Origin of the sequence: Lentzea sp. HUAS12 (genome assembly GCF_024125735.1) — a bacterium.
Taxonomy (GTDB): Bacteria; Actinomycetota; Actinomycetes; order Mycobacteriales; family Pseudonocardiaceae; genus Lentzea; species Lentzea albida.
Window position 1 is genome coordinate 2,233,966 of the sequence record NZ_CP099738.1, and the last position, 12,716, is coordinate 2,246,681.

Annotated in this window: 10 protein-coding genes; 4 read left to right on the top strand and 6 right to left on the bottom strand. The window is 70.8% G+C overall.

Translation table 11 applies throughout. From position 1 onward, the window contains the following. Positions 1-13 precede the first annotated feature (13 nt). Positions 14-1,291 carry a cation:proton antiporter gene (locus tag ND450_RS09675; protein ID WP_253325798.1) on the top strand — a complete coding sequence of 426 codons (1,278 nt, stop codon included), beginning with the start codon at positions 14-16 and terminating at the stop codon, positions 1,289-1,291. Here the strand turns inward: ND450_RS09675 and ND450_RS09680 are convergent. From ND450_RS09680 to ND450_RS09690, 3 genes are read right to left on the bottom strand one after another with little or no spacing between them, the layout of a single operon-like run. Next, a complete protein-coding gene (locus ND450_RS09680; protein WP_253325799.1) occupies positions 1,194-2,375 on the bottom strand; it encodes a glycosyltransferase in 1,182 nt (393 codons plus the stop codon). The genes ND450_RS09675 and ND450_RS09680 overlap by 98 nt on opposite strands. A 36-nt stretch (positions 2,376-2,411) precedes the next feature. Beyond that, the gene (locus ND450_RS09685; protein WP_253325800.1) at positions 2,412-3,275 is read right to left on the bottom strand and encodes a hypothetical protein; all 864 of its coding nucleotides are present in this window, start codon (positions 3,273-3,275) and stop codon (positions 2,412-2,414) included. Between the two features lie 52 nt (positions 3,276-3,327). Continuing rightward, positions 3,328-4,980 carry a choice-of-anchor B family protein gene (locus ND450_RS09690; RefSeq protein WP_253325801.1) on the bottom strand — a complete coding sequence of 551 codons (1,653 nt, stop codon included), beginning with the start codon at positions 4,978-4,980 and terminating at the stop codon, positions 3,328-3,330. Positions 4,981-5,113: 133 nt separating this feature from the next. Here ND450_RS09690 and ND450_RS09695 point away from each other — a divergent pair, with 133 nt between their 5' ends. The 3 genes from ND450_RS09695 (at position 5,114) to ND450_RS09705 (ending at position 8,224) form a co-directional block, all read left to right on the top strand. Continuing rightward, positions 5,114-6,559 carry a phenylacetate--CoA ligase family protein gene (locus ND450_RS09695; RefSeq protein ID WP_253325802.1) on the top strand — a complete coding sequence of 482 codons (1,446 nt, stop codon included), beginning with the start codon at positions 5,114-5,116 and terminating at the stop codon, positions 6,557-6,559. Positions 6,560-6,690: 131 nt separating this feature from the next. Then, complete coding sequence (locus ND450_RS09700; protein ID WP_218159748.1) at positions 6,691-7,119, top strand: peptidase inhibitor family I36 protein; 429 nt, start codon at positions 6,691-6,693, stop codon at positions 7,117-7,119. Between the two features lie 181 nt (positions 7,120-7,300). Then, positions 7,301-8,224: a helix-turn-helix transcriptional regulator gene (locus tag ND450_RS09705; RefSeq protein WP_253325803.1), complete on the top strand. Its 924-nt coding sequence runs from the start codon at positions 7,301-7,303 to the stop codon at positions 8,222-8,224. On the opposite strand, the gene lnt is transcribed toward ND450_RS09705, so the two are convergent. From lnt to ND450_RS09720, 3 genes are all read right to left on the bottom strand, one after another. Beyond that, positions 8,201-9,670: an apolipoprotein N-acyltransferase gene (gene lnt, locus ND450_RS09710; RefSeq protein ID WP_253325804.1), complete on the bottom strand. Its 1,470-nt coding sequence runs from the start codon at positions 9,668-9,670 to the stop codon at positions 8,201-8,203. The two genes, ND450_RS09705 and lnt, sit on opposite strands and share 24 nt — an antisense overlap. Then, positions 9,657-11,069 (bottom strand): polyprenol phosphomannose-dependent alpha 1,6 mannosyltransferase MptB, encoded by a 1,413-nt coding sequence (mptB, locus tag ND450_RS09715; protein WP_253325805.1) that lies wholly within the window; start codon positions 11,067-11,069, stop codon positions 9,657-9,659. The genes lnt and mptB overlap by 14 nt, the downstream gene beginning before the upstream one ends. A 99-nt stretch (positions 11,070-11,168) precedes the next feature. Beyond that, positions 11,169-12,710 (bottom strand): sigma-70 family RNA polymerase sigma factor, encoded by a 1,542-nt coding sequence (locus ND450_RS09720; protein ID WP_253325806.1) that lies wholly within the window; start codon positions 12,708-12,710, stop codon positions 11,169-11,171. Positions 12,711-12,716 lie beyond the last annotated feature (6 nt).

The window sequence follows — 12,716 nt, forward strand, 5'->3', positions numbered from 1 at the left end:
CAGGAGATCCCCCGTGAACCAGATCCACTTCGCGTTGCAGGTCTTCGCCGCGCTGGCGGTCGTGCTCGCCGCGACCACCGTGTGCGGGCGCCTCGCGATGCTGATCAAGCAGCCGAGGGTCGTCGGCGAGATGGTCGCCGGAGTCCTGCTCGGCCCCGCGCTGCTCGGCGCCGTCGCCCCCGGTGTGCAGGCCCAGCTCTTCCCCGCCGACGTCAAGAGCACCCTGTACGTGCTCAGCACGATCGGCCTGACGTTCTACATGTTCCTCGTCGGGTCCTCTTTGGACCACGGGCTCACCACAGGGGCCAACGCGCGCAAGGCGGGCGTGCTCGCCGTCTCCGGCATCGTGCCCACGTTCCTGCTCGGCGCGGGCGCGGCGGTGCTCTTCTACGACTCGCTGAGCCCCGAGGGCTCCAGCCTGTGGATCTTCATGCTGTTCGTGGGCGGCGCGCTGTCGATCACCGCGTTCCCCATGCTGGCGCGGATCCTGCAGGAACGCGGCATCGCCAACACCCCCATCGGCGGCCTGACCCTGGTCGCCGCCGCGATCGACGACGCCGTGGCGTGGGGCTTCCTCGCGCTGATCATCGCCGTCGGCGCGTCCGGCAGCCCGTCCGGCGCCGTGCGCACGATCCTCGGCGCGGCGATCTTCGCGGTGCTGATGCTGACGGTCGGCCGCAAGTGGCTCGCGAAGCTCGGGGAACGCGCCGAACGCGACGGCAAGCTCAGCCGCGACATGGTCGCCGTGATCCTGCTGATCGTCCTGCTCGCCGGCTGGTACACCGACCTCATCGGCGTGTTCTCGGTGTTCGGCGGGTTCATCACGGGCCTCGCGATGCCGAACTCGAAGGTCGTGCGCCGGGAGCTCGACGCCAAGCTCTCCGACCTCAACTCCATCCTGCTGCTGCCGGTGTTCTTCGCGTTCAGCGGCCTCAACACGCGGATCGACGGCTTCGGCTCCGGTGGCGCGCTGTGGTTCCCGCTCGCCGTGATCATGCTGGCCGCGTTCGCCGGCAAGTACCTCGGCTGCGGCCTCGTCGTGAAGGCGCAGGGCTACTCGTGGCGCTACGCCTCCGCGGTCGGCGGCCTGATGAACGCCCGCGGCCTGATGATCCTGATCTTCATCAACATCGGCCTCGCCTACGACCTGGTGACACCGGAGATGTTCGCGATCCTCGTGGCCGTCGCGATCGTCACGACGGCCGCCGCGATGCCGATCTACCGGGCGTCGCTGCCCGACCACCTGGAGGCGCAGGCCGACGTCGAACCCTCCCCCGCACCAGTGCCGTGAGCTGGTCGACGACGGCGGCCGGGTCCGGCATCCCCGCGATCTCGGACCTGGCCCTCCCCGCCACCTCCCGCACGGCCGGGTCGTCCAGCAGACGGCCCGCCGCCGCGGTGACGGCGTCCGCGGTGATCTCCGGCCCGGCGAGCTTCCCGCCCGCTCCGGTCGCCTCGACCACGTCGGCGTTGACGAACTGGTCGGCGCCCTGGGGCAACAGGAGTTGCGGCAGACCGGCCGCCAGGGTGCCGAGCACCGCGCCGGTTCCGCCGTGGTGCACCACGAGATCGGCCCGCCGCAGCACCTCCGCCTGCGGCACGAACCCCGCGATCCGCACGTTCGGCGGCACGTCACCCGGCAGCGCGCCGGGGCCGAGCGCCACCAGAACGGTCACCGGAAGCCGGGCGAGACCGGTGATCGCCTGCCGCAGCACGTCCGTCGCGGTGTGCGACACCGTGCCGAGCGTCAGGTACACCAGCGGTTTCGCCGGGTCGACCGCCGGCATCGGCACGTCCAGGTCGAACGCGACCGGCCGCATCCGCAGCACGGTGGGCAGGGCCGCGACGACCGGATCGCGCACGAGATCGGGCCACACGTCGACGACGGTGTCGCCCAGCATCGGGTCGGCCGGCGTGGTGCCGTCCCACAGCCACGCCATCTCCGGCGCGGCCAGGCGCAGGAGCTCGGGCGGCATCGACCGGCCGATCACGTGCGACACGAACGGAACGCCCGCGTCCCGCGCGGCCTTGGCGGCGCCGACGTCGCTCTGCTCGTGGACGACGAGGTCCGGACGCAGCCGGGGCAACAGACGTGCCAGATCCTTCACGGTCGCGTGGGGCAGCACGTCGGCGAACATCGTGATCAGCAGCCGGGCGACGTCGTCATCGCGGTGCCGCGCGCGGGCCTCGGCTTCGGCCTCCCCGACGGAGATGTCCGCCGCGTGCGCGTCGAACCCGAGAGCCCGCACGGTGCCGAGGAAGGCCGCGCCGGTCGCGAACACGACGTCGTGACCGGCTTCCCGGGTCGCCCTCGCGAACGGGACCAGCGGGTACAGGTGACCGTGGGCGGGGCGGCACGAGAAGAGGATGCGCACCCGTCCCAGTGTGGAGATCGTCTGCTGAGAACGGGCTCAGCCGACGTCCACCGTGAACGCCGCCCGGCGCAGCTCGCCACCGTGGCGGAACTCCAGGAACAGCCGGTACTCCCCCCGGTCGGCGAACACGGCCTGGAAGCTGAGTTCACCGTTGTTCAGCGGGATCCCGGCCAGCTCGACCGGGTGCAGGTGCGTGGCCGAGAGCAGCATGGTGTGGAAGCCGGTCATGTGGCCGTTGGCACCGAGGTGCGGCTCCAGCGAGCTCACCGGTGTGCCGTCCGGCGCGCGGATCGACAGCCGCAGCACGTGCGGGTTCAGCGACTTCGGCCGGTCCTCGTCCACGCGCACCACGGTGTACCCGCCGGTGGTGCTCACGCCGGCCTCGGGCGCCGGCACCGGGACCACCGTCGTGTCGCCGGGCACGCTGAACGGCACGCCGAGCACCACCGGGTGGCGGGCGTCGGCCGTGTCGAGCGGCACGAACTCCGCGAACATCCGGTACACGCCACCGTCGGGCAGCGACAGCGTGGTGCGCCAGGTGTCGCCGTCCAGCACGGGGTGCAGGTGCTCGAAGACGTGCATGTCCTCGCGCACCGAGAAGAAGTGCATCTGCTTGGTCTGGTTGTCCAGGAACCGGGTGACGGGCCTCCCCGCGCCGTCGAGGATCCGGAACGCCACCGGCACGGCCTCACCACGCGAAGCGGGCGTGGTGACGGGGTCGAAGCGGTACCCGCTCTCCACATCGGACAGTCCGTCGCTGTGCGCGGCGGGCACGACGGCGCCCATGTTCTGGTGCTGCATCGGGGGCGCGGACCGGGCGAACATCATCACCCCGCCGCCCACCACCACGGTGAGGGCCAGCAGGGCGAAGAACCAGTCGGCGACGCTGAGCTTGCGCATGACAACTCCTCACGGCGCGGGCGGGCGACCGGGGCCGCCCGCCCGCGTCAGGTCAGAACTGGAGGCTCCAGGCGTCGATGTAGCCGACGTCGGAGCGGTAGAGGTCCTGCACCTTGAGCTGCCACGTGCCCGCGGCGTCCTCGGCGGACGCGTTGACCTCGTACGTGGTCACGACGTTGTCGCCGGAGTCGTTGTTCGAGCCCTTGAGCCGGAACGAGGTGCCGTCCGGTGCGACGAGGTCGATCACCAGGTCACCGCGGTACGGGTGCTTGATGTCGACGTTCACCTTGAGCGTGCTCGGAGCCTTGCCGGACACGCCCGACACGGTCACCGGGGACGTCACCGCGGCGCCCGCGTCCGGAATGGACACGTCGGCCGTGTTCTCGAACCTGCCCCCGGTGGGCGGCGGTTCGACGGCGCCGAGGTTCGGCTTGACCACGACCAGGCCCTGCTCGATGCCGTTGACGAGCACGATGCCGCTCGCGAAGTACGGGTAGTTGCTCCACGCCCCGTTGAACTTCGCCTCGTTCGCGGACGGGTAGATGTCGAAGTACCCGGCCTCGGTGAGCTGGGCCGAGCCGACACCGCTGACGTCGAGGATGCGCAGGCCCGCCTGGTAGTTGGCCTGGTAGGAGTACTGGCCCTTGATGTACTGGTTGTGGTCGATCGCCGTGGCGGGCGAGTTGTACACGCCGGTGTGCACGGGGTTCGCGAGCGACGCCAGGTCCCAGATGTAGGTCTTGGTGCGCTTGTCGGTGCCACGCGACTCGTCCAGCTCGTCGTCGAGCAGGAAGTACCGCTGGTCCTCGGTGAGCCAGCCCTGGTGCGAGTACTGCGCACCGGAGTAGGCCTTGCGCACGATCTGGACCGGGTTCGCCTTGTCGGTCACGTCGACGATCGTCAGCGTGTCCTCGTTGGAGTTGAAGCAGATCTCCCGGCCGCGGTAGGTCGCGTCCGGGCCGCGGTAGACGACGCACTGGTTGTCATGCGTGTAACCGTCCTGCGCCACGCAGCCCGCGTTCTTCGGCTGCTTCGGCGTGCGGATGTCGACCATGTGCGGGCCACCGCTGCACGTGTTGGAGCCGATCGCGTACGCGTACCCGGTCTCCTCGTTGATGGCGATGTTGTGCGCCGGGCCGAAGTCCTTGTACAGGGCGTCGGCGGTGAAGGTCTGCGGTGTGGTGACGGTCCGCAGGCGGGTCAGGTCGAACACCTGCATGCCGTGGCCGGTGATGAAGTCGGCGACGATGAACGCGTGGTCCTTGTAGACCTTCATGTCGCGCCACGAGCTGCTGCCGCCGTTGGACGGCAGGTTGCCCAGGAACTTCGGCGCGGTCGGCGTGCTGACGTCGACGAACGCCGTGCCGTTGGTGCGGCCGACGACCGCGTACTCCTTGCCGGAGGACGGGTCGGTCCAGCCCCAGATGTCGTTGCCGTTGCCACCGCCCATCGCGGACAGGGGCAGCACGCTCAGCAGGTCGACGTTCTTGCAGGGGTAGATGTCGGCCTTGCCGTTCACGCACGGGACGCCGGCGGCGGTGCCGGAGACGGTGTGGCGGTCGGCGGGCAGGTGGTCGGCCAGGAACGTCCTGGCGGCGGCCTGCCCCTCGGCGGTGTTGGGGTCGTGGGCGGAGGCGCCCGTCATCGAGAGGGCGACTGCGGAGACCGTCAGAACGGCCAGGGCGCCCATGCGCAGGGATCGCATGTGGTTGGACTCCTTCGGACCGGGAGGCAGGGTGTTCCCGGTCAACCCCAGACGCTAGGAGCCCCGGGCATCCGCCGTGAACCCTCGAACGTCTGGTCCGGGCGGGACGAGCAGGGCCGATAGGCTCGGACGTGTGGACAGCAGCCGACAAGCCCGCGTGCGCCAGGCGTTCGACGACTTCTTCGCGTCGGCCGAACCGAGGTCGCCGAGCTGGGTGCTGGAGTTGTTCCGGCGCACCGCCGAGACGGTCCCCGCCTACCGCGACCTGCTGCGGCACAACGGGATCGACCCCGCGACGATCCGGACGTTCGAGGACTTCCAGCGGTTGCCGCTGCTCGACAAGGCGAACTACCACGAGCGGTACCCGCTGCCCGAGCTGTGCCGCGACGGCGACCTGAGCGCGCTGGACATGATCGCCGTGTCGTCCGGCTCCAGCGGCAGGCCGACGATCTGGCCGCGGTCGCTGGAGGACGAGCTGCAGGTCGCCCGCCGGTTCGAGCAGGTGCTCGTGGACGGGTTCCACGCCGGCGAGCGCAAGACCCTCGCCGTGGTGTGCTTCCCGCTCGGCACGTGGGTCGGCGGGCTGTTCACGCAGGCGTGCGTGCGGCACCTCGCGGCCAAGGGCTGCCCGATCACCGTGGTGGCGCCGGGCAACAACAAGGCCGAGATCCTGCGGGTGCTGCCGGAGCTGGCGCCGCACTTCGAGCAGGTGGTGCTGCTGGGCTACCCGCCGTTCGTCAAGGACGTGGTCGACACCGGGCTCGCGGAGGGCGTCGACTGGCCGGCGTACCGGATCAAGCTCGTGCTGGCGGGCGAGGTGTTCAGCGAGCAGTGGCGGGACCTGGTCTCGCAGCGCGCCGGCATCGCGGACCCGGTGACCGACATCGCTTCCCTCTACGGCACAGCGGATTCCGGTGTGCTGGGCAACGAGACCGCGCTGTCGGTGGGCGTGCGCAGGTTCTTCGCGGAGCGCCCGGAGAAGGCGCGGGAGGTCTTCGGCGACTCGCGGTTGCCGACGCTCGTGCAGTACGACCCGGCGAGCCGGTTCTTCGAGGTGCACGACGGCACCCTGGTGTTCACGGCGGACGGCGGGATCCCGCTGATCCGGTACCGGATCGCCGACGAGGGCGGCGTCCTGGAGCACGCCGAGGTGCTGGAGCTCTGCGCCCGCGCCGGTGTCACTCCCCCACCGGGGCCGGAACTGCCGTTCGTCTTCCTGTTCGGACGATCGCTCTTCACGGTGTCGTTCTTCGGCGCGAACGTCTACCCCGAGAACGTGACGGTGGGACTGGAACAGCCCGGCATCAGCGACACCGTCACGGGCAAGTTCGTGATCGAGTCGGTCGAGGACGAAGATCGGAACCGGTCGTTGCGGATCACCGTCGAGACCGCGCCGGGAGCGGTGGCGGACTCGGCGGTGATCGCGGAGGCGATCCGGGACCAGCTGCTGCGGCTCAACAGCGAGTTCGCGCACTACGTCCCGGCGCCGCGGCAGCTGCCCGAGGTCGTGCTGCGGCCGCACGGCGATCCCGAGTTCTTCCCGGCCGGCGTGAAACACAGGTACACCCGACGATCCTGAAAAGCGCTTTTGCACCACGCAGCAATAGCTTTTCGAAACTCCCCCGCCTGCTTAAAGTGGCATCGGCGAATTCATTTGCGGGTTAGGGAGGGAATCCTTTGAGGTTCGTTCGGCGTTTTGTTCTGGCATTGATGCCGCTCGCCATGCTCTTCTCCGTCGCCCTCGCGGCCCCGAGTGCGCAGGCGGAGGCTCCTGACGCGCAGGCCGCCGCCGTCGGCGCGGCGTACGACACCGAGACCGGCCAGGCGCTCGCGGCCTGGGACTGCAACACCGGCAACGTCTGCTTCTGGAACGGCTTCGGCGGCACCGGCGGCCGGTGCATGTGGGACGTGGCGGACGCGGACTGGACCGCGGGCACCTACAAGTGCTCCTGGGCCACGACCAAGGAGGTCAAGTCCGTCTACAACCGCGGGACGTCGTCCAACTTCAAGGGCGTCCGGTTCTACCGCAACACCGGCTACAACAACTCGATCGGCTGCACGAAGCAGGGCCAGAAGGGTGACCTCGCCGGCACCTACCAGGTCCGCTCCCACCAGTGGGTCACCACCAGCTGCGGCTGATCCGCGGCACTAGCGCAGAACCGTGCGCGGGGCAATCGTCCCGCGCACGGTTTTCGTTGCTCGATTCGGCGGATCGACACGCCCAGTATGGTTGTGCGCGGTGACCTGGACTGGGGAGGTTGCTGTGTTGCGCATCCATTTTTCCGACGGTGATCTGGAGCGTACGCAGGTAGCAGAAAGGGTGGATCCGCTCTGGGAAATGGTGTTCAGCCGGCTTCGGCTGACCGAGTCGGACAGCGGGTTGTTGTTGCAGCCGTGGCTGCGCGACATCCTCCGCAACGGCGACCGGCAGGTGATCACGTCCGGCGTCCGCGTGCTGTCCGTGCTCGCGCCGCTGGGGCCGTACTTCCCGGACTTCCTCACCCCGCCGGAGGGCGCGCAGGGCCTGGGGAGCGCGCTCGCCGCGATCCGGTCCACACCGCGGCACCGGCTCAAGGAGGAGTTCGGGCGCCTGCGGGACGTGCGGCCGCTTCCGGAGTGGACGCGTCCGCTCGTGGCGGGCGACGGCGAGTCCCTGGTGGAGCTCACCGAGGCGCTCACCCGCTACCACCGGGCGGTGGTCGAGCCCTACACCGACCTGATCGAGGAGGCCGTGGAGACCGACCGCGTGCACCGCAACGGTCTCGCGTGCACGGTGGAGGGTCTGCTGCGGGGCATGTGGCCGTTGATGAACTGGCGGGAACCGGTGCTGGAGGTCCAGTACGCCTACGACCGCGACCTGCACCTCAACGGGCGCGGGCTGCGGCTGGTGCCGTCGTACTTCTGCCGCCGCACCCCCGTCGCGCTCGCCGACCCGGGACTGCCGCCGACCGTGGTGTACCCGCTGCACCACGACTGGACCTGGCAGCGGCAGATCGCGAGCGGGCGGCGTGAGCAGGGCGCGCTCGCGGCGTTGCTCGGCTCCACCCGCTCGGCCGTGCTGGCGGCGGTCGGCGCCGGGGCCACGACGACCGAACTCGCGGAACGGCTCGGCGCGTCGCCGTCGTCGGTCAGCCGGCACACGTCCGTGCTGCGGGAGGCCGGGCTGCTGACCACGGAACGGCAGGGGCTGTCCGTGCTGCACCAGCGCACGGTGCTGGGGTCAGCCCTGCTCGGCAGGAACTGAGGACCGGCGGCGCCTCCACAGCCCCAGCGCGCACGCGGCCAGTGCCGCACCCGTGAGCAGGACGTGGATCGCGCCGCCGAACCTCGTCGCGAACGTGACGTCCGTCCGCAACGGCACGGTGTCCACCATCAGGTCGTCGGTGAACATCCCGGTCGACCGCACGACGCTGCCGTCCGGGCGGACCACCGCGCTCACGCCACTGATCGCCGCCACGACGACCGCACGCCCGTGCTCGATGGCGCGCAGCCTGGCCATGCCGAGCTGCTGGTAGGTCATCTCGCCGCGGCCGTACCAGGCGTTGTTCGTCGGCACGACCAGCAGTTGCGCGCCCGCGGCCGCGCTTTCGCGCAGCACGTAGTCGTAGGCGACCTCGTAGCAGATGCCGACGCCCACGCGCGTGCCCGCGATGTCGAGCACGCCAGGTTCGGTGCCCGCGTCGAGGTCGCCCTGGTCCGCGAACGGCGTGAAGATGCGGGCCAGCGGGCGCAGCGGGATGTGCTCGGCGAACGGGACGAGCTCCTGCTTCGCGTACGACTGCCCCGCGCCGGTCTTCGGGTCCCACGTGATGACGGAGTTCTTGTTGTCCCGCAACGCGCTCACGAGCGTCGGCACGCCGAGGTCGGCGATGGCGCCGTCCAGAACCGGGTCGCGGTCGCCGGTCCTCGTCGCGCTCTCCGGCCACACCACGAGGTCCGGCTTCGGCAGCGCGCCGCCGCGCACGAGCGCGGCCAGTTCGGCGGTCTTGCGCAGGTGGTTGGCGCGCAGCGTGGCGCCTTCGGACAGCAGGCCGAGGCCGATGTCGGGGGCGTTGCCCTGCACGACGGCCACGGTCCGGTCACCGGCCTGGGCCTCGACGGAGATCAGCGGGGTGATCGCGAGGGAGGCGACGACCGGCACCAGCGCCCAGGCGCGGGTCCACCGCGGCAGCCAGGCCGCCAGGCCGAAGCCGGTGAACACCACCGCGAACGTCACGAGCGGCGCGCCCCCGATCACGGCGAGCCGCGCGAACGGGCCGTCGACCTGGCCGAACGCGACCCGGCCCCACGGGAAGCCGTTGAACGGGATCAGGCCGCGCAGCGTCTCCTGCAGCACGAACAGCGTCGTGGCCCACACGGGCGCGGCAGGAAGCCTGCCGACCAGTGGGAACAGCGCGCAGACGGCGCAGATGAACAACGCCATCAGCGCGCTGAGCACGAGCCACGGCCACGGGCCGAAGTCGTTGCCGAGGAAGTGCTGGATCCACCACAGGTGCGGCAGGAAGAACGTCAGCCCGAAGGTGAACCCGAGGCCCGCGCTGCGCCGGGCCGTGGTGCCTTGGAGGGCCAGCCACAGCACGACGAACGCGGGTACGGCGAGCCACCAGAGCGTGCGCGGAGGGAAGCTGAGCGCCAGCGCACCACCGGCCAGGGCCGCCGCGCCGTGGCGAGCGAGATCAGGCTTGCGCAACGGACACCCTCGCCCGCCGCAGGACGAGGTACGCGCCACCGACGAGGACGGTCCCCACGACGTAGGCGGCGACCAGCTCGGGCACACGGCCCGTGAAGTTTCCCGCGAGCGGCGGCACCAGCAGCGCGAACACCCCGGCGATAACGGCGACCCTCGTCCGCCAGATCCCCTCCGGCAGGCACGCGGCGAGCGGCAGCACCGCCCACAGCAGGTACCACGGCTGGATCACCGGCCCCAGCACGACGATCAGACTCATCATCATTCCCAGCGACGTCACCTCGGAGATCCCGCCGCGCAGCTGCCGGTGCACCACCACCGCCACCCCGCACAGGATCAGCACGAGACCCGCGACCCGTGCCGCGGAAATCATCGCCTGACCGCTTTCCGGGCCGAACACCGCACCCGCCAGGTAGCCCGGCCAGTTGGTCGGCGCCATCCAGCTGTTCACCTTGGACGGTGTGCCGAGCGCCTGCACCCAGCCGAAACCGGACCCGCCCGCGAGAGACGTCACGACGGACACGGTGGCCGCCGCCGCGACCATCGCGAACCCGGCGGCGGTGAAGCGGACCCAGCCACCGCCCAGCCTGCGTGCGAGAGCGGTGCCGACGACCGCGAGCGCCACCAGTGCGGGCAGCTTGACCTGTGCGCCCAGCCCGATGAGCACGACACCGGCCGTGTACTGCCACCACCTCATTTCGGGCAACGCCTGCAACGCGACGACGGTGCCGGACAGCATGAGGCCGAGCATCAGCGCGTCGTTGTGGACACCGCCGATGAGATGCCACAGCACCAACGGGTTCATCACGCCGAGCCACAACGCCGTGCGCTCGTTCGTCCCGGCCAGTTCGGCGAGCCTGGGCACCGCCCACACGACCAGCAGCAGGCCCAGCACCGCGGCGAGCCGGTACAGGCCGATGCCCAGCGCCGGGTTCCCGCCCGTGACCTCGGTGATCGCGCGTTCGACCGCGCTGAACAACGGGCCGTAGGGCGACGGCGTGTCCTGCCAGTGGACGCCGACCCGTGCCACGGCCTCCGCGCTCGCACCGGCCGCCGGGCTCATGGTGTTCGGGTCGAAGCCGTTCGCCGCCACCTCGCCCTGGGCCAGGTAGCTGAAGACGTCACCGCTGAACAACGGCGGTGCGACCAGCAGCGGGGCGCACCACCAGGCCAGCGTCCGGCGCAGCCACGGGGCGTCCGGTCCGGTGCGGCCGAGCAGCGCCCACGTCAGCACGACCAGCCCGGCACCCGCGATCGCCAGGCCCAGTGCCACCGCACCGCCGGCTCTGACGGCCCACGCACCGGCGGTGAGCAGGAGCGCACCACCGAAACCCGTCCAGCGCAGCAGTTCCGGGGTGTCGGTCGTGACCGAGGTCGGCCAGCGGTAGGTGACGGTCTGCACGGTAGGACAGTGCTTTCCGGACAGATCGTCACGCGTCCGCCTGTGGTCGCGTTCTCACGTACGACTACAGGATGATCTTTTGGTTTTCGTTTTCGCGACTCAACTTCCGGCGAAGTCGTGCGTCATCCACACGGTGCCCTTGGCGTCGCGGACGACGACGATGCCGATGCGGGTGGACGACCTGCTGAGGATGTTCTTGCGGTGGCCGTCGTTCGGCGGCTTCTCGTCGATCATGCCCTGGGTGAGACCGAGCGCCATCCTGGAGATCGCCTCGACGTCGTCCTTGACCGGTCCGCCCATGCCGACGTTCTCCGCGACCGAGCTCCACTTGACGCCCGCCGCCGTGCTGCGCTCGCCGAGTCCGCTCTCGCCGGGGCACTGGTGCGACAGGCCGCAGCCGTTGCTCATCATGGCCGCCGTGTGGCGTTCCGCGGCGGTGACCAGCGCCGGGTCGATCTTGAGCGGGGCCAGCCCGTCCTTCGCCCTGGTCTCGTTGATCAGCGCCAGGACGCGTTCCTCCGGCGTGGCGACGCGAACGGGCTCGGGCGCTTTGGTCGTCGTCGTGGTGGTGGTCGTGGTCGTCGTGGTGGTCGTCGTCGTGGTGGTGCTCTCCGCCGGCTGCGAGGAGGAGGAGGTGGTGAGCGCGAGGTTCTGGGTGGTGGCCGGACCGGCGACCGCGGCGGGCGGGTCGGACGGCATCAGCACCAGCGTGCCGACCACGCCGACGAGCCCGCAGACGGCCGCTGCCCCCGCGACGGCGAGGACGGGCTTGGCGGTGAGCTTCGCGAACAGGCCCGCGGGTTCGGAGAGGTGCGCGGCCACGTGCGCGACGGGCTCGACGTCACCGAGGTTCTCGAGCAGCCGCGGCAGGTACGCGGCCGGCACGACGAGCAACGCGGCCCCGGTCAGGATGCGCTCGACGGGCATCGCGTCGTCCACCCCGCGCCCGCACCGCCCGCACTCGTCGACGTGCCGCAGAAGCCGCTTGCGCCACAACGGGTTCGGCTCGCCGTTCCACCCCTGCGCGGCCTTCTCCAGCCCCGCGCACCGCGGTTCCACCGACAACGCCCGCACCAGGTGCCGGATCGTCTCCAGCCGCCCCTTCAACCTGCTGACCCGCACCGTCACCGCGTGCGCGTTGAGGTCGAGCGCGTCTGTCACCTCGCCGCGGGTCAGCTGCCCGACGCGTTCGAGCGTCCACAACGCCAGCAGCTCGCGGTCGGACGGGTCGAGCCACCGCGCGGCCTCGTCGACCTCCCGCCGCTGCTGCGCGAAGTGCAGCCGCGACAGCGCCGTCTCGACGAACTCGGCCCCGGGATCGGCCCGGTCGTACTCCTCCAGAGGCGCCGGCGCCAGATCCCGCCGCCGGTAGTGCTCGCGCACCTGGTTGATCGTGACGGCCACCAGCCAGCTGCGGAACCGGTCCGGCTCGCGCAGGGCGTCGAGCCCGCGGATCACCCGGACCATGGTCTCCTGCACGACGTCGTCGACGTCGGAATCGGCGTGCAACGCCCGACCGGCGACGTTGTAGACCAGCGGCAGGCAACCCGCGACCACGGCGTCGAGCGCCGTCCGATCACCGGCCCGCGCGGCCCGCACCTGCTCCGCGTCCACCTGCCCCAGCCACTCCCGACCCGTCACTTCCGC